The sequence below is a fragment of the Pseudomonas sp. Hz4 genome (assembly GCF_054898165.1).
The window spans coordinates 259166-277828 of sequence record NZ_CM142719.1 but is presented as its reverse complement, the minus strand read 5'-3'; the positions used below and the strand labels follow the sequence as shown (position 1 = coordinate 277828).

17 protein-coding genes are annotated in these 18663 nt (G+C 58.3%); 5 read left to right on the top strand and 12 right to left on the bottom strand.

The window, feature by feature from the left end; genetic code table 11:
• Positions 1 to 32: 32 nt before the first annotated feature.
• The 8 genes from ACYZTR_RS01220 to ACYZTR_RS01185 all read right to left on the bottom strand — a co-directional run bounded on the left by ACYZTR_RS01220 (position 33) and on the right by ACYZTR_RS01185 (position 9716).
• Entirely contained in the window at positions 33 to 1064 is a 1032-nt protein-coding gene (locus tag ACYZTR_RS01220; RefSeq protein ID WP_461975785.1) for a DUF5924 family protein, read from the bottom strand.
• Positions 1065 to 1183: 119 nt separating this feature from the next.
• Positions 1184 to 2572, bottom strand: a complete 1389-nt coding sequence (locus ACYZTR_RS01215; RefSeq protein WP_461975783.1) for a M16 family metallopeptidase — start codon at positions 2570 to 2572, stop codon at positions 1184 to 1186.
• A gap of 56 nt (positions 2573 to 2628) precedes the next feature.
• Positions 2629 to 4287, bottom strand: a complete 1659-nt coding sequence (locus tag ACYZTR_RS01210) for a Na/Pi cotransporter family protein (protein ID WP_461975781.1) — start codon at positions 4285 to 4287, stop codon at positions 2629 to 2631.
• Positions 4288 to 5006: 719 nt separating this feature from the next.
• Positions 5007 to 5645, bottom strand: coding sequence for a hypothetical protein (locus tag ACYZTR_RS01205; protein WP_461975779.1), 639 nt, complete (start codon positions 5643 to 5645; stop codon positions 5007 to 5009).
• Positions 5642 to 6799, bottom strand: coding sequence for a DUF2515 family protein (locus ACYZTR_RS01200; protein ID WP_461975777.1), 1158 nt, complete (start codon positions 6797 to 6799; stop codon positions 5642 to 5644). The genes ACYZTR_RS01205 and ACYZTR_RS01200 overlap by 4 nt, the downstream gene beginning before the upstream one ends.
• A gap of 18 nt (positions 6800 to 6817) precedes the next feature.
• A complete protein-coding gene (locus ACYZTR_RS01195) occupies positions 6818 to 7315 on the bottom strand; it encodes a PAAR domain-containing protein (protein ID WP_461975775.1) in 498 nt (165 codons plus the stop codon).
• A gap of 240 nt (positions 7316 to 7555) precedes the next feature.
• Complete coding sequence (locus ACYZTR_RS01190) at positions 7556 to 8323, bottom strand: TerC family protein (RefSeq protein ID WP_461975773.1); 768 nt, start codon at positions 8321 to 8323, stop codon at positions 7556 to 7558.
• 85 nt (positions 8324 to 8408) lie between these two features.
• Positions 8409 to 9716, bottom strand: coding sequence for a CitMHS family transporter (locus ACYZTR_RS01185; protein ID WP_461975771.1), 1308 nt, complete (start codon positions 9714 to 9716; stop codon positions 8409 to 8411).
• A 319-nt stretch (positions 9717 to 10035) separates the two neighbouring features.
• On the opposite strand from ACYZTR_RS01185, the gene ACYZTR_RS01180 reads away from it, so the two are divergent.
• Positions 10036 to 10437 (top strand): GFA family protein, encoded by a 402-nt coding sequence (locus ACYZTR_RS01180; RefSeq protein WP_461975769.1) that lies wholly within the window; start codon positions 10036 to 10038, stop codon positions 10435 to 10437.
• Here the strand turns inward: ACYZTR_RS01180 and ACYZTR_RS01175 are convergent, their stop codons facing one another.
• Positions 10438 to 10764 carry a DOPA 4,5-dioxygenase family protein gene (locus tag ACYZTR_RS01175; RefSeq protein ID WP_461975767.1) on the bottom strand — a complete coding sequence of 109 codons (327 nt, stop codon included), beginning with the start codon at positions 10762 to 10764 and terminating at the stop codon, positions 10438 to 10440.
• An 84-nt stretch (positions 10765 to 10848) separates the two neighbouring features.
• Between ACYZTR_RS01175 and ACYZTR_RS01170 the strand changes: the two genes are divergently transcribed.
• Positions 10849 to 11517 (top strand): NAD(P)-dependent oxidoreductase, encoded by a 669-nt coding sequence (locus ACYZTR_RS01170; protein WP_461975765.1) that lies wholly within the window; start codon positions 10849 to 10851, stop codon positions 11515 to 11517.
• Here the strand turns inward: ACYZTR_RS01170 and ACYZTR_RS01165 are convergent.
• On the bottom strand, positions 11510 to 12460 hold the full coding sequence (locus ACYZTR_RS01165) for a choline sulfate utilization transcriptional regulator (protein ID WP_461975763.1): 951 nt from the start codon (positions 12458 to 12460) through the stop codon (positions 11510 to 11512). The genes ACYZTR_RS01170 and ACYZTR_RS01165 overlap by 8 nt on opposite strands.
• 114 nt (positions 12461 to 12574) lie before the next feature.
• Here ACYZTR_RS01165 and betC point away from each other — a divergent pair, with 114 nt between their 5' ends.
• The 3 genes from betC (at position 12575) to ACYZTR_RS01150 (ending at position 16781) form a co-directional block, all read left to right on the top strand.
• Positions 12575 to 14089 (top strand): choline-sulfatase, encoded by a 1515-nt coding sequence (betC, locus tag ACYZTR_RS01160; RefSeq protein ID WP_461975761.1) that lies wholly within the window; start codon positions 12575 to 12577, stop codon positions 14087 to 14089.
• 16 nt (positions 14090 to 14105) lie between these two features.
• Complete coding sequence (choX, locus tag ACYZTR_RS01155; RefSeq protein WP_461975759.1) at positions 14106 to 15026, top strand: choline ABC transporter substrate-binding protein; 921 nt, start codon at positions 14106 to 14108, stop codon at positions 15024 to 15026.
• A 186-nt stretch (positions 15027 to 15212) separates the two neighbouring features.
• The gene (locus ACYZTR_RS01150; protein WP_461975757.1) at positions 15213 to 16781 is read left to right on the top strand and encodes a SulP family inorganic anion transporter; all 1569 of its coding nucleotides are present in this window, start codon (positions 15213 to 15215) and stop codon (positions 16779 to 16781) included.
• On the opposite strand, the gene aroE is transcribed toward ACYZTR_RS01150, so the two are convergent.
• The gene (gene aroE / locus ACYZTR_RS01145; protein ID WP_461975755.1) at positions 16778 to 17599 is read right to left on the bottom strand and encodes a shikimate dehydrogenase; all 822 of its coding nucleotides are present in this window, start codon (positions 17597 to 17599) and stop codon (positions 16778 to 16780) included. The genes ACYZTR_RS01150 and aroE overlap by 4 nt on opposite strands.
• Positions 17600 to 17612: 13 nt before the next feature.
• Positions 17613 to 18527, bottom strand: coding sequence for an oxygen-dependent coproporphyrinogen oxidase (gene hemF, locus ACYZTR_RS01140; RefSeq protein ID WP_461975753.1), 915 nt, complete (start codon positions 18525 to 18527; stop codon positions 17613 to 17615).
• Positions 18528 to 18663 lie beyond the last annotated feature (136 nt).

Below are 18663 nucleotides of genomic sequence, written 5' to 3'. Positions count from 1 at the left end.
ATTACGCAGATCTACGTAATAGCACGAACGGGTTACTTTGCGGCAGTCGCAGGCTTTTTGTCCTTTACCTCGAAACGCAACACACCGATGACCTGGCCATCTTCGGTCAGCACCCGAACCTGCCACTTACCCGCAGGGTTGCCGGGGAAATTCTGCTTGTGGGTCCAGGCGCGGTAGCCTTCCTTGCGCCCGCCATGGATGTCCAGGGGGATGCGGTCGACCTCTTTGCCGTTGAACTGCCACACATGATAGATCCGCTCCTCCAGACCACGCGGGGCGTTGATCGCGGTGTAAGCGTACAGGCCGGTACCACGGATCTGGTCGGCGGTGACCTCATCGAGGCTGTCGCCGGGGATACGGCCCTGCATTTGCGTACTGATCGCCACATCAGTCAGCCATAGCGTCGCCGGCGGAACCCATGAACGCAGCACCCAGCCAACGCCGCCGATGCCCACGGTGATGCTCAGAATCGCCAGCGCGTTGCGCACAGTACGAATCGGGAAGATCGACGCCAGGCTCGGGAACGACAACACCACGGCGGTGCCCAGGGCCAGTTTGAAACTCTGGGAGGTGGTCAGGTGCAGGATGACGGGCAGGGCGGTCAGCAGTGCAGCGAACAACGTCAGCGTGTGCAGCGCCAGGAACGCCCAGCGCCGAGGCGCCAGCCATTTGTAGTAGAGCGGATCGATGATGGAAATCAGCGCGGCGATAGCCAGCAACCCGGTGAAAAACAACTGGCCGCTGTTCCAGGTGGTGGTGATGAAAAAGAACGGCAGGACGAAGAACAAGCTTTCCTGGTGGATCATCTGCGTGGCGTAACGCAGCAGAGGCTGGGGTATTTCGCGCTTGAAGATCCTGGCGAACAGCTTGGTGAGGCTGTTTTCCAGCATCAGCCAGATCCAGCTGACCAGCATGATGGTGGTGATCCACGTCGCCAGACCTTGCTGACGATCCACCAGAATGAAGCTGCCGACCCCAGAAATGAAACCACCGAGCGCAATGACCCCCGGATAGCGCTTCATCAATTCCAGGATGCGCTGTACGAATAGGGTCAGAGTCGGCATTCGGCGGTTCGCAATAGTCGTGGGAAAGATCCTCGACAGGGTAACCGCCGAGAGGGCGGTGTGGCGAGGGGCCGCGGTCCGATCACAAAACCCGTGTAGCAGCTGCCGAACGCAGGCTGCTACTCGGTTCGCGGTGCCTTACGATGCAAGCGCCAACCCAGCAGCATCAATACGATGAGCCCCAGTACACCGGCAATCGCCCACATCAATTGGTCATCACTCATCAACGGCTTTTCGATCCGCAGGTAGCCTGGCTGCATGAGCAATTCACGCATGGCCTTGTTCGCTTCCGCCAGCGTCACCCCTTGCAGTTCCTTGGCCGGGTTGGCGAAACGGCCGTCCTGGTAATCCCCAAGGGCACTCCAGTAATAATCGGCCAACGCGCTGTTGCCTTGCACGGCCCAGGCCTGGCGGGCGATGGCGGCCTGTTTGAGTCGGTTGAAGCTGTCGGCATTGAGACCGTCCCTGAGCATCCCGGCCTTCAGATCCTCCAGCACCTGTTCGGCCTTGGACACGTCATCGCGCTCAACATCGGCGTTCAGGCTCATGAAACCCACGCCACCAAACACCTCGCGCCCGGCCGAAGGCCCGTAGGACAAGCCATGGGCCAGGCGCATTTGGCGGTAAAGCGCCCAGTCCAGATAGTCCTTGAGCAAGTCGAAGGTTTCGTCGTGCTGATCTTCCAGCACTGGCTCCGGCACCAGCCAGTGCAACTTGGCACTACCACCAACGAAACCATGACTCAGCGTGCGTTCATGTGCAGCACTGGCCTTGATTTCCGGCAGGGGCGGGTGATCGGTAGGGTCGACCGCTTCAAGCGCACCATAAGACCGTTCCAGATAGGCCGGCAGCAATCGATCGAGGTCGCCGACCACGATCAGGGTCATGTTGTTCGGCGCGTACCAGGCCTTGCGTACCTTTTCCAGCTGTTCGCGGGTCAGGTAATCGACCTCAGCCCGCTCGGGGCATTTGAGGCCCAGTTCCACCGCCAGCTGATTACTCGCGGTGTGGCCAAGATCCTGGCGATCCAGCCAGCGTTGCAGGTGCGAGTAATGGCCGCCGTCTTCGCGTTCGACCACTTGTTTGGCGGCGTTGATCGCGTTGTCGTCGATTCGGGTTTGGGTCAGCAGTGCCAGCAGCAGGTCGAGGACCTTGCGCTGGTTTTTCGCCGGGGCTTCGATGACAAACGTCGTGTCGGCGTTGCTGGTGTAGGCGTTCCACTCGCCGCCCAGTGCCTGCATGCGCTCTTCCAGCCCGCCTTCGCCCGTGGCGTCGATGCCGCTGAACAGCAAGTGCTCAAGCAGGTGCGGCAGCTCTTTGTCGGCACAACTGAAATCATCAATGCCGACGCCGACCACCAGGCGAATCGCCACATGTCCGCGCTCCGTGCCGGGTTTTAGCAGCAGTTGCAGGCCGTTGGGCAGCGTATAGCCCTCGACCTGAAAGCGATCCAGGGCAAACGCAGGGAGTGAGCCAAGCAACAGACAGGCGAACAACAGACAACGCATAACGAGTTTCCATACGGCTAGCGTAAGTTCAACAGACTTCAGGCAAGTGTGGACGTTCAGGGTGAATGCGTGATGTCAGCAAAATCATCGGCAATGAGTGCGCCGGTGTCGGAAGTTTCCAGCACCACATAGGCGCTGCTGCAGAACAGCGAACTCAGACGCTTCATGTCGGCAATCAACTCCAGGTGCAACGAGCTGGTCTCGATGCTCTGCACGATCTTACGTTGCAATCGGCTGACGTGAGCATGGGCCAGGCGGCGTTCCTGTGCGCGAAAGCGACGTTTCTCACGCAATAACTGGCGGGCACTTTCCTTGTCGGCACTGAGGAACACTGACAACCCTAGGCGCAGGTTGGATATCAACTGACTGTGCAGTCCCGCCAACTCTTCGAGGCCGACCTCGGAAAAAGACCGGCGCTGCGAGGTTTTCTGCTGCTGAACCTTGCGCAGCATGCGCTCGATGAGGTCGCTGGCGAGTTTAAGGTTGATCGCCAACTCGATGATTTCCGCCCAGCGCCGGCTGTCCTGCTCGCTGAGGTCCTCGCGGGGCATTTGCGCCAGATAGAGCTTGATCGCACCGTAGAGCGATTCCACATCATCGGTCAGGCGCCGCATTTCCTGGGTGATGGCGGTTTGGTTGCCGCGCAGCACGTCGAGCATGGCCTCGAGCATGTTGTCGATCAGGTCGCCGATGCGCAGGGTTTCCCGGGCGGCATTGGCCAGCGCCAGGCTGGGCGTGACCAATGCCGTCGGATCAAGATGCCGCGGTTTGGCGGTGCCGTTGATTTCCGGCCGCTCCGGCAGCAGCCACGCGCATAGCCTGGCCATCAGCCCAACACTTGGCAGCAAGATCAGGCAGCGCGCGGTGTTGTAGAGCAGGTGAAAGCCAATGACCATTTCCTGAGGGCTGAAGTCCAGACTGTCAATCCAGTTCACCAACGGGTCGAGCACCGGAATGATCAGCAGCAGGCCAATCAGCTTATAGAGCAGGCTGCCCAAAGCCACTTGGCGGCCGGCGGCGTTCTGCATGCTGGTGCTGAGGAAAGCAAGAATGCCGCTGCCGATGTTGGCGCCGATCACCAGGCCGATGGCAACTGGCAAGCTGATCACCGCGGCACCGGCCAGGGTCGCCGTCAGCAGGACGGCGGCCAGGCTGGAGTAGGAAACCATCGCAAACAGCGCGCCGACCAGGGCATCCAGCAGGATGTCGCCGGTCAGCGAGGCGAAAATTACTTTCACACCTTGTGCCTGCGTAATCGGCGCGGCGGATTCGACGATCAGTTGCAGGGCCAGGATGATCAGCCCCAGGCCGATGCCGACCCGGCCCATCTGTCCGACCCGGGTCTGTTTGCGCGACAGGAAGAAAATCACCCCAAGAAAGATCAGCAGCGGCGACAGCCATGACAGGTCGAGGGTCAGCACTCGCGCCATCAGCGCGGTACCGACATCGGCCCCGAGCATGGTCGCCAGAGCCGGGGTCAGCGCCATCAGGCCCTGACCGACAAAGGAGGTGACGAGCATGGCGGTGGCATTGCTGCTCTGGACCATCGCTGTCACGACGATCCCCGAGATGAACGCCAGCCAGCGCTTGGACATGTTCCGGCCGATCACGTGGCGCAAGTTTGAACCGTAGACCCGCAGGATGCCGGTTCGGACGATGTGCGTGCCCCAAATCAACAAGGCCACGGCAGATAACAAATTGAGCAGGGTGAGCATGCAGGCCCCCTGTGGTGGTAGCGCCCCAAAGGGGCAAGTTGACGGTGCCGCGCGTTCTTCTACGTTCTGTACTTAAGCTGTAGTTGGCTAACGGTCTGTGCGCCAGCATCGCACAGCTAAAGAAGCGATTGAAACAAAACTGTCATGAAAAACGGGTTTCTGCAGAGGTGAAAAAGGAGCCCGAAGGTCTCAGCCACTCAGTTAAAAAGGTGCACGAGCACACACCCTGTGGCGAGGGAGCTTGCTCCCGCTGGGCTGCGCAGCAGTCCTAAAATCGGGGGAGATTTCAATTGCTGAAGTGATCCCTGCTCAGCCCGATGTCGATCAGATACTAGGCTGTCTGTAGGTTACGTTCGGCAAGGTTTCCAGCATCGGCGATGTAGTTAGGGTGATCGCTTTGAATTCGGACCACCCAATCGCACCGAACGTGGTAGCGGGCAGCGTAAAGCCATAGTCGGGATCATCAAATTGGATGACAACTGGATTGCTGATCCAGGTTGAACTCAGATGAGGTGGATCTTTAGCGTCCTGAGGATCACCAGGATCAATTGCCGTGTCGTCTTCAACAGGGAATGTCGAGTCTCGTACAACTTCTCTGTATGGCTTCCCGATACTAACGTTCAAAAAATCAACCGGGTAGTGAACGGAAGTCAGGCAAATGAACAGTATAAAAAATGCTGCTCTTTGCAAACATCGGCGCCGCCGTCTGGAGCGACTCTTCATTCGCTGTAGTAATCCGAACCTACGCTAACATCGATCAGATACTTTGCCGTTTTCGGGTCGCGCTCATTACAGCGGGCGTAGCATTTGACGTTAATCGCAAGACTGTATTTGTGGGGTATCAGGAGCATCACGATAACAACCTGGTCGAACAATTTGCTCTGAAGCGCAGTTCTGTCAGCTTCATTTGTCGTTTCCAGCCAAGCATGACTACTGGCGTCTCGTGGCATCCAACCCGCTGCTTTCAACATGATCTGCGTCTTGTCTAGAAGGGGCAAGAGATCCTCAAACGCTAAAGTCTCGAGCATTGGAGAGGTGGTGATGGTTGCAACTTTGCTCTTGTTGTACGTCACTGCACCAAATTTGGTTGGGGGCAAGGTGAAGCCATGCTGAGGATCATCAAATCGGATGACAACAGGACTGCTGATCCAGGTTGAACTTGGATGGGGTGGTTCACTGGGGTAGACGGCTGTCTTTGCGTGTACGGAGAACGTTGAGTCTCGTACCACCTCCTCGTACGGTTTACCAACGTGAACGCTAAGCACATCTATGCTTCTATTTGAGTAGGCCGCATAAGCAAAGAGAACAGCAGCGGTGCCAACAACTAACAATCGAATACGCTTTGAGAGCATCCTCATTTGACGCCTCCGCCGTGGGATATCTCTGTTATCGATTGCTCCAACTGTGTATGCGTTACGGAGTCTTTAAGCAAACGATCAAATTGCGTTGCAGCTCGAAGAACAAAAGCCATACGTTGATCTTTGTCCGCCAAATCAGAGAGTGGATTGCGACCAAATGTGACTTGACGATAGTCGGGGGCCTTACATTGACTGGCTAGGGTAAGTTGAATTTCTTCAGAAATTCCAGTGAATAAGCCAGTGACCACGGACACAACATCACCGGCTTGAGTGCCTTGCGTAAGTCTTGCAAAGTGGGTCACGTCATACATGGCTGGCTGAAGAATGTTTAGCTGCTCATGAGCAGCCATAAGCTCAACGCTTGTAGCAATGTCTCCGGCCTCAATTGCCTTAAAGGTGTCGGATACCTCTGTCCGGAACGCACCGAATTCAACTTTATCTGCAATGGGCCAAAGCACTTCATTTTTTAGGCTGCTGCGGTCAGGCAGACACTTCTCCATTTCCTTGAATCCTCGCACCATGAAAAACCGATGTAGTGGATACACATCTAGGAAAAGAGCCGTGTTTCCAAGTGCCAGCATTTCGTGAACGTATTGCAACTCTTCTTGCAGAAATGCAATCGCGTCACCTGACAGTGGATCACTCGTCAAGGGAACCGGATTCTGCTGCTTGGCCTGATCCCACTGGTTCCAAAGCTCAGGATCCGAACGCAATTTGTTGACCACTATGCGTTCGTACAAATCCTTAGACTGGCTGTCTTTTAACGTCTTGTATGCTTTTTTTTCCGCTTCGATTCTCTGGTCTAGCGTGGCGGCATGAATCAACCCACACCCCACCTGCTTCGAAGCAAACGCCGCCAAACCCGCCCACTGAAACCGGTTATCCGCCAGCCACAACTGCGCATAGGCCGCGTTGATCTTGCGGTTACGTGCTTGCGGGTCGGCAATCAACACGCCGCCCGGTGCGACCCATTCTTCGGCTTCTTTCTGAAACCTGCGCCATAGGCAATTACACGTCAGCAACGGCACTTCGACACGGGTTTTCGGGTTCGGGCCGCCCTGGGTGGTTTCGCGTTTGCAGGTGGGCAGTTCGCAGGTACTGTCCCAGAGTTTTTTCATGTCCAGGTCGTCTGGGGCCATGCATTGTCCAGTCATTTCATTCTTCCTTGAGGGTCAGACGATCCAGCGGACGACGGCGAGGTCGGGCTGTAGGGTGACGACGCTCTGAGTCAGGCCCTGAGCGTTGGTCTGGCCTTTGACGATGCGTCCTTCGGCGGTTTCGATTTCGTAATCTTGTTCGGCAATCGGTTCGCCATCGCCGGCGCTGACGGCTTTGAATTCGACCAAGGGCTGGCCGATGATCGGCAAGGGCGGAATGAATGGCGCGGGGGTGTGAGTGCTGCCAATGATGACGTTGCCGGAGCCGCCGATCACCACGCCACCATGGTTTGCAGTGCTATCTACGGTCGTTGCGTTCAAACCGTTGATGAACACCGTTGAAGAGAATCCGCCGCTCAGGGCCTGACCACAGGTGCATTTGTCGCTGACTCTCGCCGCGGCGAGGCCATTGAAAAAGACATCGGGTGAGCCGCTGGCGATCGGGTTGGTGCCATGCCCGGGAAGTGGGCAGGTGGTGGGGTCCGTGAGACGTGCAGCCGGTTTTCCAGACATATGCATTCCTTGTCATTGTCGTTTGTTGCGAGCCGGGGACGCTAACCAGCTAAACCCTTTGCGTCAACCTTTGGCCCAAATGCCTATGGGTCGGGCAAAAAACTGTGGGAGCGAGCTTGCTCGCGATGAGGCCATCACATTCAACATTGATGTTGACTGACAGGCCGCTATCGCGAGCAAGCTCGCTCCCACAGGTTTTGCGCACTCACTGACTGACGTAGTCAGCGGAGCGCATTCAGGTTATTGACCCGGAACATCCTTGCGCAGTTTCACTGGGTCCTGCTGCTTCTTCTTTTTCATCATTGCGGTGCGCATCTTGATGTTGATCGCTTCCACTGCCAGCGAGAACGCCATGGCGAAGTACACGTAGCCTTTTGGCAAATGCACTTCGAAGGACTCGGCAATCAACACGGTACCGACCAGCAACAGGAACGACAGCGCCAGCATTTTCAGCGACGGGTGCTTGTCGATGAATTCGCTGATGGTGCCAGCCGCCAGCATCATTACCAGTACGGCGACGACGATCGCAGCGACCATGACCGGCACATGGGAAACCATACCCACGGCGGTGATCACTGAGTCCAGGGAGAACACGATGTCGATAATCGCAATCTGGATGATGGTGTACAGGAAGCTGCCACCCTTGGCGGTCGGTTCCTCGTGGGTCTCATCCTCGCCTTCCAGTGCGTGGTACATCTCTTGCGAGCTCTTCCACAACAGGAACAGACCACCGAAGAACAGGATCAGGTCTCGCCCGGAAATACCCTGGCCGAACATGTCGAACAGGTCGGCGGTGAGGCGCATGACCCAGGTGATCGACAGCAACAACAGGATCCGCGTGACCATGGCCAGCGCCAGGCCGAAAATCCGGGTGCGCTGCTGCATGTGTTTGGGCATGCGGCTGACCAGGATCGAAATCATGATGATGTTATCGATACCCAGGACGATTTCCAGGGCGGTCAGGGTGAAGAAGGCAACCCAGATTTCAGGGTTGGTCAGCCATTCCATGTGTATTCCTTTGAGCGATTGTTAAACCACGAAGGGCCCAGGCTTCAAACAGCAAAGCCTGGACCCGTCATGGTGAGTCTTGGGCTTATAGAGTGCTGAACAGCGGAAAAATCCCCATCAGCAACGCGGCAACCAGTATGCACATGCACACCAGCACTGCCCATTTCAGGGTGAAGCGCTGATGGTCACCGAAGTCGATACCGGCCAGGGCCACCAACAAGTAGGTCGATGGTACCAGCGGGCTCAACAAGTGGACGGGCTGACCGACGATCGAGGCACGTGCCATTTCAACCGCGGTTATACCGTAATGACTGGCGGCTTCCGCAAGTACCGGTAACACGCCGTAATAAAATGCATCGTTCGACATGAAGAACGTGAACGGCATGCTCACCAGCGCAGTGATCACGGCCAGATACGGGCCGAGGAAATCCGGGATGACCGCCAGCAGGCTTTTCGACATCGCGTCGACCATGCCGGTGCCCGTCAGGATACCGGTGAAGATGCCCGCGGCAAAGATCAACCCGACCACTGCCAGCACGCTACCGGCGTGGGCCGCAACGCGGTCCTTCTGTTGTTGCAGGCATGGGTAGTTGACGATCATCGCGATACTGAACGCCACCATGAACAGCACCGGCAGCGGTAACAGGCCGGCAACCAGGGTGCACATCAGGCCCAGGGTCAGGGCGCCGTTGAACCAGATCAACTTCGGACGACGGGCGTCCGGGAATTGCGAAACGCTGATTTCACTGTGGTCGATTTCATCGCCCACCAGGTGCAACTCACCCAGACGCGCACGCTCACGCTTGCCGTAGAAGTAGGCAATCAAGAGGATTGCCACCACTCCGGCCGCCATCGCCGGAATCATCGGTACGAAGATGTCCGACGGGTCCACATGCAGCGCACTGGCCGCACGGGCGGTCGGGCCGCCCCAAGGGGTCATGTTCATCACGCCACCGGCGAGGATGATCAGACCGGCCATGATCCGCGGGCTCATGCCTATGCGGCTGTAGAGCGGCAGCATCGCAGCCACGCAGATCATATAAGTGGTCGCGCCGTCACCATCAAGGGAGACGACGAGCGCCAGTACGGCGGTGCCGACCGACACTTTCAGCGGGTCGCCCTTGACCAGTTTGAGGATCTTGCGCACGGCCGGGTCGAACAGGCCGGAGTCGATCATCAGGGCGAAGTACAGAATGGCGAACATCAGCATCACGCCGGTCGGCGCAAGCTTGGTGATGCCTTCGAGCATCATCGGGCCGATCTTCGGCGCAAAACCACCGAACAGCGCGAACAGGATCGGGATGATGATCAGAGCAATCAGCGCAGAGAGGCGCTTGGTCATGATCAGGAACATGAACGTGATGACCATGGCAAAGCCAAGGAAAGTCAGCATGGGAATACTCCAGGCATAGCGCGGCTAGGGAATGGGCGAACCGGGTGGGTCAGCGCAGAACGGGAAGCACGAGACGTATGGGCGGAGTGACAGCGAAGTGGCGGGTAGCAAAGGACATCAGGATCACCATTGTTGTTGTTAAATGGGCTGTGCGAGCGATAAAACACTGGCATTGGCCGACCGGTCTGTTGCCGGTAGTGGGGGCGATCCTAATCGGGGAAGCTTTCACCCAGCTTTCGCGGATGAAAGCATTGACCAGATGTGCAACCGGTCGTCGGACGGGTTAAAAGTCCCTGAATAGGGGGCAGGAGGAAAAAACATGGCCGACATTCATACCGGCGGCTGCCACTGCGGACATCTGCGCTATCAATTCAGCGGGCCCTTGCACGACATCGCCCACTGTCATTGTTCGATTTGCCGACGGGTCAGTGGCGGCATCGTGACCACCTGGATCACCGTGCCGGCATCAGCCTTTGAATGGGTGAAAGGGATACCCGCGCAGTACGACTCTTCGACAACCTGCGTACGGTATTTCTGCGGCAACTGTGGGGCGCAGCTGGCGCTGGTCACGCACCTGAGCCCGGACAGCGTCGACGTGACCGTCGCCACCCTCGATCATCCCGAGCAGGCACCCGCCCAAAGGCATATCTGGACGGACAGCCGTTTACCCTGGCTGCACCTGGACGAGCACTTGCCCGGTGAAGCAGAAGAAACACTCTGATCAAAAAATAGACAGATCCAGCGACCGAATCGCGCCCATCCAGATGGCATGCTCGGTGTGGTCGAGCAGATCGTCGCCGGTGTCCGGGTGCAGGAACACCACCAAACCCTTGCGGTTGAGCGCAAGCCAGGGCAGCACGTCACCGATGTATTGCGGCTCGAATGCCAATTGGCAACTCCAGTCCGGGTGCGGGCCCACCGGGCGTTCATGGACGCGGCCCATCTTCAGTGGAAACAATTGCGCTGCCTGCTCACACAAGGCTCGTGCCTGTGGGAGGGTGCTGGCGTCGAAATAGACATGCGCGTGGTAACCCTTGATCCGCTGCATTTGAGAACCCTCTGAAACCGAGTCGAACTGGCGCTGTTTACCACAGGTCACACGCCATATACGTAGGAAGAACGGAGCACAGCCATGAAAAATGCCGAAACACCGGTGGTGAAAGTGGTGCTTTATGGTGCCATGAGTAGCCTGGGCAGTGCGCTGATGGCAGAAATGTTGCGGCGCCAACATGAAGTGATCGCGATTCTCGATGATCTGACGGCGCTCGCGCCGCGTCCGGGATTGCGGACCAAGACCGGCGATTTATTCGATGCCGAACGGGTCAAGCAGAGCGTCGCCGGTTGTTCGGCGGTGATCTGTCTGCTGGATGCACCAGGGTTGCCGATGAACAGCGAGCACGTGGAAAAATCCATCGTCCCCGGCCCGGTAGAGCAAGTGCTGGCGGTGGATGCTCTGATCGATGGCATGCACGCCACGGGGATTACCCGGTTGTTTGTGGTGGGCGATTTCGAGGTATTGGACGATCCGGAAGAAATAGAAGATCAACTTCAACGCCACGCCGCCGAAGAAATTCGCGAAGCCCTGCAAAGCAGCACCTTGCACTGGACGCTGGTGAATGCGCCGCGCGGCGTGGCCGGGCTGACCATTGAACATTTCAGCCACGTCAGCAGCAGCCTGGAAACGGGCCTCGCCGAAGCGCTTGAGCGGTTGAACCGGGTGGCGGTGGGAATTGCCGATGAGATGCAGTTGAACCTGCATGTCGGCGAACACGTGACCTTCGTTGCAACCGACGCTATATAGCGATAGACGGCAGCGGCAGGCCGTTCAGCGATTGCGCACTGCTGGCCTGCTCATCCATCAGCCAGTCCACAAACTGTTGAATCAGTGCGCCACGCCGTTTTCGCTGGGGCAGGACCACGTAATAGCCGAGCCTGGAGATAACCGTTTGCGCAATCGGTCGGCACAACAATCCCTGCGCCAGCAAGTTATCCACAAGGTGTCGCCAGCCAATCGCCACGCCTTGACCGCCAATGGCGGCCTGGATCAACAACGTGTAATTGTCGAAGCGCAATTGCCCAGGCGCGGGTGCCGAAGCAATCCCCAACTCACGAAACACGCCGCTCCAATCGAACCAGTTGCTGCTGTTTTCGCCTCGAAGGTGCAGCAACGGGAACTCCAGAAGTGATTGGACCGGCAAGGGCAGGGCGCGGTCCTTCAGCAATAGCGGGCTGCACACCGGAAACACCTCTTCACTGAACAACCAGTGGCTTTCGCCCTGCTTGAATCGGCCATCACCAAACAACACCGCCACATCGATATCGGTGCGCAGCATGTTAAGGCTGCGTTCGCTGGTGACCAGGCTGACGTCCACTTGAGGATTGGCGGCATGAAAGCGGTGCAGGCGCGGCATGAGCCAATACGCGGCGAAGGCAAAATCGGTGGCGACCTGCAACACTTCATGCTGGTGCTGCGCGCTGATTGCGCTTAATCCTGCGTCGATATTCTGCAATCCGAGCTGAACTTGCTCAAAAAGAATCGTTCCGGCCTCGGTCAGCTCGATCCCGCGATAGATGCGATCGAAGAGCCGCGTTCCGAGTTGTTCTTCCAACCGTTTGATCTGCTGGCTGATGGCCGGTTGCGTGGTGCCAAGCTCCACCGCAGCGGCGGTGAAGCTACGCTGACGGGCCGCCGCTTCAAAGGCGCGAAGCAAATCCAGAGACAAATCACCAAGGGCGTCATACATAAGCTGTGCTTATCCTAGTCATTGCCGCGCATGGGCTTTACCACAAAATGCTTGGGCTACATGCTCGATCGCAGCACTCTCGCATAAATATTCACTATGGAATGCCGCGATCCCATGAAGCGCAAGAATATTCTTTTCATCATGGCCGATCAGATGGCCGCGCCAATGTTGCCGTTCTACGGCCCTTCGCCCATCAAACTGCCAAATCTGAGCCGCCTCGCCGCCGAAGGCGTGGTGTTCGACGCCGCCTATTGCAACAGCCCACTGTGCGCGCCGTCGCGTTTTACCCTGGTCAGCGGTCAGTTGCCGAGCAAGATCGGCGCCTACGACAACGCGGCCGATTTCCCCGCCGATGTACCGACGTATGCCCACTACCTGCGTCGACTCGGCTACCGCACCGCACTGTCGGGCAAGATGCATTTCTGCGGACCGGATCAGCTGCACGGCTATGAAGAACGCCTGACCAGCGACATCTACCCGGCCGATTACGGCTGGTCTGTGAACTGGGACGAGCCGGACGTGCGTCCAACCTGGTTTCACAACATGTCTTCGGTGCTGCAAGCCGGGCCGTGTGTACGCACCAATCAGCTGGATTTCGACGAAGAGGTAGTGTTCAAGGCCCAACAGTATTTGTTCGACCACATTCGTGAGGAGGGCGATCAGCCGTTCTGCCTGACCGTTTCGATGACTCACCCACACGACCCGTACACCATTCCCAAGGCTTTCTGGGATATGTACGACGACGCCGACATCCCATTGCCTGAGACCCCGGCCCAGTCCGAACTCGATCCGCACTCCCAGCGTTTGCTCAAAGTTTACGACCTGTGGGACAAACCGTTGCCTGTGGATAAGATTCGCGATGCGCGCCGTGCGTACTTCGGTGCGTGCAGCTATATCGACAGTAACGTCGGCAAACTCCTGCAAACACTTGAGGAAACCGGCCTGATCGATGACACCATCATTGTGTTCTCCGGTGACCATGGCGACATGCTCGGCGAGCGTGGACTCTGGTACAAAATGCACTGGTACGAAATGGCCGCCCGCGTGCCGCTGTTGATCAGTGCGCCGGGGCAATTCGGCGCTGGCCGGGTCAGCGCTGCGGTTTCCACTGCCGATCTGTTGCCGACCTTCGTGGAACTGGCGGGCGGTTCTCTGGAACCGGGGCTGCCGCTGGACGGCCGCTCACTGGTCTCGCACCTGCAAGGGCAGGGCGGTCATGACGAGGTTTTCGGCGAATACATGGCCGAAGGCACTATCAGCCCGCTGATGATGATTCGCCGTGGCGCCTACAAATTCATCTACAGCGAAGATGACCCTTGTCTACTCTTTGACGTACACAACGACCCGCGCGAGCAGGCAGAACTCAGTCAATCACCGCAACACCGCGCGCTTTTCGAAGATTTTCTCGTCGAAGCACGGGCCAAATGGGATATCCCGGCGATCCATCAACAAGTGCTTGCGAGCCAGCGCCGCCGGCGATTTGTCGCCGAGGCATTGACCATCGGCAAACTGAAGAGTTGGGATCACCAGCCGCTGGTGGACGCCAGTCAGCAGTACATGCGCAACCACATCGACCTCGACGATCTGGAGCGTAAAGCACGTTATCCACAACCCTGCCAAAACCAATAATGTTAAGGGGAATGCCATGCGTAGGTTATCCACAGCAGTGACCGTTGGGCTTCTGGCTCTGGGCAGTGCATCGGCACATGCCGATCAAAGCTGCGAGACGGTAAAAATGGCCGACCCTGGCTGGAGCGACATTGCCGCGACCAATGCCATCACCGGGTTTCTGCTGGACGGCATGGGCTACAAGGCCAAAGTCGACACGCTTGCCGTGCCGATTACCTTTGGCGGGCTCAAGGATGGGCAGGTCGATGTGTTTCTGGGTAACTGGATGCCGGCGCAGCAAGGTTTCTACGACAAATTCGTGGCCACTGGTGACGTCACGCAACTGGCGAAAAACCTTGATGGCACCGAATTCACGCTCGCCGTCCCGGATTACGTCTGGGACGCGGGTGTGCATAACTTTGCAGACCTGAACAAATATGCCGACAAGTTCGACAAGAAGATCTACGGGATCGGCTCCGGCGCTCCTGCCAACATCTCCTTGCAAGAAATCATCAAGAAGAACGACTTCGACATGGGTCAGTGGAAACTGGTCGAGTCCAGCGAGCAGGCAATGCTGGCGGAAGTGTCTCGCGCGGTGAAAAAACAGAAATTCGTTGCCTTCCTCGGCTGGACCCCACACCCGATGAACGTGCAGCTGAAAATGCATTACCTCAAGGGCGGCGAGAAGTATTTCGGCGACACCGGCAGCGTTCATACGCTCACCCGCAAAGGTTATGCACAGGCCTGCCCGAACGTCGGCAAGCTGCTCACCAACCTGAGCTTCACCCAGGAGATGGAGAACAGCATCATGGCCGACGTGGTGAACAAGAAGGTCAGCAATGCGGACGCGGCGAAGGCGTGGATCAAGGCTAATCCGGCGGTGCTGGATAAATGGCTGGAGGGTGTGAAGACAGTGGATGGGAAGGATGCGTTGCCGGCGGTGAAAGCCAAACTCTAATTTCCCAGACCTTCAGTACAGTTCACCAACTTGTGGCGAGGGGATTTATCCCCGTTGGGCTGCGAAGCGGCCCCAATCGCCTGCAATCGATAAACGACTGCTCGCAGCCGAACGGGGATAAATCCCCTCGCCACAATGATCACGTCGTCCTGCTACCCTTGCGCAAACCCCCACCCGAGAGGACCCATGGCCTTCCCAAGCCGCCATTCGCTCTTCCCCTTCCTCAGCTGGTTGCCTCGGCAAACCCGCGCCAGCGTCGGTCGTGATCTGATCGTCGGTCTCAACGGCGCCATTCTCGCGCTGCCGCAATCCGTTGCCTACGCGCTGATCGCCGGCCTCCCACCTGAATACGGTCTGTACGCTGCCATCATCCCGGTGCTGATCGCGTGTCTCTGGGGTTCTTCGTGGCACTTGATCTGCGGTCCTACGGCGGCGATTTCTATTGTCCTGTATGCCAGCGTCAGCCCTTTGGCCGTCCCCGCGTCAGAGGACTACGTCACCCTGATTCTGCTTCTGACGCTTCTCGCCGGTATTTTCCAGTGGCTGCTCGGGTTGCTGCGCTTCGGCGCCTTGGTGAATTTCGTCTCGCACTCGGTGGTCCTGGGTTTCACCCTCGGTGCGGCGGTGGTAATTGCCATCGGCCAACTGCCGAATCTGCTGGGTATGGACTTGCCCAACCAGGCAACAGCGCTGAACAGCTTGATGATGCTGTTCAGTCACCTCGGCGAAGTGGATAAACCCTCGCTAATGCTGGGGTTGGCGACAGTCGTGGTGGGCGTGGTGTTGAAACTGCTCTTGCGACGCTGGCCGACGCTATTGATCACCCTGGCGCTGAGCGGATTGCTGGTCTGGTTCTGGCCATCGATGTTCGGCCATGTGAAGTTGGTCAGCGCATTTGTCGGACGGATACCGCCCTTCAGCCCGCTGCCGCTGGATCTGGACTTGATTCTGCGCTTGCTACCCAGCGCGGTGGCGGTGGGCATGCTTGGGCTGGTCACCAGTCTGTCGATTGCCCGTTCCTTGTCGGCCCGCTCACAGCAGTTGCTCGACGCCAATCAGGAAGTCCGCGCCCAAGGTTTATCGAACATAGTCGGTGCGTTTTTTTCCGGGTCGCTGTCGGCCGGTTCCTTCACCCGCTCGGGCCTGAGTTATGAAGCAGGTGCCTGCTCGCCGATGGCCGGCGTGTTCTCAGCGCTATGGGTGGCACTGTTCGCCCTCTTCGGCGCGGCGTTGATCGCGCACATTCCAATCCCGGCCATGGCCGGCAGCATTCTGTTGATCGCCTGGGGGCTGGTGGATCATCGCGGCATTCGCGCGTTGCTGCGGGTCAGCCGCGCCGAGTTCCTGGTCATGGCGCTGACCTGTGTCGCCACGCTGTTGCTGGAGTTGCAGACGGCGATCTACGCCGGCGTGCTGGCCTCGCTGTTCTTCTACCTCAAGCGCACCTCACAACCGCGGGTCCAACATTGGCGCGACGGGGATGAAGACATTCTGCGGGTCGGTGGTTCGATCTTTTTCGGCGCCAGCCATTACCTGCAAGTACGCCTGCAACGGATGCACGGCGCGCGCGTGGTGATCGAGGCGCAACAGATCAACTTCATCGACTACTCGGGTGTAGAGATGCTGCACCAGGAAGCGCGGCGGCTACTGAAACAGGATCGCAGCCTGACATTGCGGCAAGCGCGGCCGCAGGTGGTGGAAGAATTGAGGAAGCTGGAAGGGGCAGAGAAATGCCCGATCCGGTTTGAGGATTAAAGCGCCAACTGCCGACGCAATTCAGCCAACACCGTTGCCGTGTCCGGGCGCACGCCGCGCCACAGGAAGAAGGCTTCCGCCGCCTGTTCAGCCAGCATTCCCAAGCCATCCATCGACACGGCCGCGCCATGTTCACTGGCCCAACGGCAGAACGAGGTCGGCTCCTTGCCGTACATCATGTCGTAGCACACCGTTTTGCCCGGCTCGATCAAACTGCAGGCAATCGGCGGTACTTCGCCTGACAGACTCGCGGACGTCGCGTTGATGATCAGGTCCACCGACTCCTTCAACCAATCGAAACTACTGGCTGACACCGGTCCCAGGTCCGCGAACAATTCCGCCAGCAGCTCGGCTTTTTCTACCGTGCGGTTGGCGATGACCACCGAGGCGGGTTGCTCGGCCAGCAACGGCTCCAACGCACCGCGCACCGCGCCTCCGGCACCGAGCAGCAGGATGCGTTTGCCCTTGAGGCTGAAACCGGCGTTGACCGTCAGGTCCCGCACCAGTCCGGCGCCATCAGTGTTGTCGCCTAACAGACTGCCATCGGCCAGTTTACTCAGCGTGTTCACCGCACCGGCGCGTTGCGCCCGCGCCGTCAGACTGTTCGCCAGACGATAGGCCTCTTCCTTGAACGGCACCGTCACATTCGCCCCACGCCCTTCGCGGAAAAATGCCTGGGCGCAGCCGGAAAAGTCGTCGAGGGGCGCCAGCAACGTGCTGTAGTCCAGTTTTTGAGCGGTCTGCTCGGCGAACAGACGGTGGATCAGCGGCGACTTGCTGTGGCCAATCGGGTTACCGAATACGACGTAACGGTCCATCAGAATTCCTCGTTCAGGCCTTGGCCAACCAATCGCGGTCTTGCAGGAAGTACTCGGTTAGCCGTGCTTCTTCGCTGCCCGGCTCGACTTTCCAGTCGTAGCCCCAGCGTACTTGCGGTGGCAGGGACATCAGGATCGACTCGGTACGACCGCCCGATTGCAGGCCGAACAGCGTGCCGCGGTCGTAGACCAGATTGAACTCGACATAGCGCCCACGGCGGAATTCCTGGAATTCACGCTGTTTCTCGGTAAACGCATCATTTTTGCGGCGCTGCACGATCGGCAGGTAGGCGTCGATGAACGCATCACCGATGGCACGCATGAAGGCGAAACTGGTGTCGAAATCCCACTCGTTCAAGTCATCGAAAAATAGCCCGCCGATGCCGCGCGGCTCGTGGCGATGCTTGATGTGGAAGTAGCTGTCGCACCAGGCCTTGTAACGCGGGTAAACATCCGCACCGAACGGCGCGCAGGCCTGCTCGGCGACGCGGTGCCAGTGCATGCAATCTTCTTCGTTACCGTAGTAAGGCGTCAGGTCAAAGCCACCGCCGAACCACCAGACCGGTTCTTCGCCTTCTTTTTCAGCGATGAAAAAGCGCACGTTGGCGTGGGACGTCGGCACATACGGGTTGTGCGGGTGAATCACCAGCGACACACCCAGGGCTTCGAAGCCACGGCCGGCCAGTTCTGGTCGGTGGGCGCTGGCGGACGGTGGGAGACCACTGCCGAAGACGTGGGAAAAGTTGACGCCGCCCTTTTCGATGACCGCGCCGTTTTCGATCACCCGGGTGCGACCGCCACCGCCGGCAGGCCGGGTCCAGGCGTCTTCGACAAAGTGCGCGGCGCCATCTTCAGCTTCGAGGGCCGCGCAAATGCGGTCTTGCAGGTCGAGCAGGTAGGCTTTTACGGCCTCGGTGCGGGTCGTCATTTCATCACCTTGAATCGGGCAAAGCTACGCGGCGCTCCATTGGAACGGGGGCCGGCGCAAATGGGCGCGTAGCATAACATCGCAGATGGACCTGCCGCAGTTGACGAAGATCAAGCATAGGAGTCCGATAGGGAGC

Coding starts and splice junctions, on each gene's coding strand:
- betC (WP_461975761.1), top strand. CDS start 12,575: ATGAAGCGCAAGAATATTCTTTTCATCATGGCCGATCAGATGGCCGCG.
- ACYZTR_RS01205 (WP_461975779.1), bottom strand. CDS start 5,645: ATGAGGATGCTCTCAAAGCGTATTCGATTGTTAGTTGTTGGCACCGCT.
- ACYZTR_RS01180 (WP_461975769.1), top strand. CDS start 10,036: ATGGCCGACATTCATACCGGCGGCTGCCACTGCGGACATCTGCGCTAT.
- ACYZTR_RS01150 (WP_461975757.1), top strand. CDS start 15,213: ATGGCCTTCCCAAGCCGCCATTCGCTCTTCCCCTTCCTCAGCTGGTTG.
- ACYZTR_RS01165 (WP_461975763.1), bottom strand. CDS start 12,460: ATGTATGACGCCCTTGGTGATTTGTCTCTGGATTTGCTTCGCGCCTTT.
- ACYZTR_RS01200 (WP_461975777.1), bottom strand. CDS start 6,799: ATGACTGGACAATGCATGGCCCCAGACGACCTGGACATGAAAAAACTC.
- ACYZTR_RS01170 (WP_461975765.1), top strand. CDS start 10,849: ATGAAAAATGCCGAAACACCGGTGGTGAAAGTGGTGCTTTATGGTGCC.
- hemF (WP_461975753.1), bottom strand. CDS start 18,527: ATGACGACCCGCACCGAGGCCGTAAAAGCCTACCTGCTCGACCTGCAA.
- ACYZTR_RS01215 (WP_461975783.1), bottom strand. CDS start 2,572: ATGCGTTGTCTGTTGTTCGCCTGTCTGTTGCTTGGCTCACTCCCTGCG.
- ACYZTR_RS01190 (WP_461975773.1), bottom strand. CDS start 8,323: ATGGAATGGCTGACCAACCCTGAAATCTGGGTTGCCTTCTTCACCCTG.
- aroE (WP_461975755.1), bottom strand. CDS start 17,599: ATGGACCGTTACGTCGTATTCGGTAACCCGATTGGCCACAGCAAGTCG.
- ACYZTR_RS01210 (WP_461975781.1), bottom strand. CDS start 4,287: ATGCTCACCCTGCTCAATTTGTTATCTGCCGTGGCCTTGTTGATTTGG.
- ACYZTR_RS01175 (WP_461975767.1), bottom strand. CDS start 10,764: ATGCAGCGGATCAAGGGTTACCACGCGCATGTCTATTTCGACGCCAGC.
- ACYZTR_RS01195 (WP_461975775.1), bottom strand. CDS start 7,315: ATGTCTGGAAAACCGGCTGCACGTCTCACGGACCCCACCACCTGCCCA.
- choX (WP_461975759.1), top strand. CDS start 14,106: ATGCGTAGGTTATCCACAGCAGTGACCGTTGGGCTTCTGGCTCTGGGC.
- ACYZTR_RS01220 (WP_461975785.1), bottom strand. CDS start 1,064: ATGCCGACTCTGACCCTATTCGTACAGCGCATCCTGGAATTGATGAAG.
- ACYZTR_RS01185 (WP_461975771.1), bottom strand. CDS start 9,716: ATGCTGACTTTCCTTGGCTTTGCCATGGTCATCACGTTCATGTTCCTG.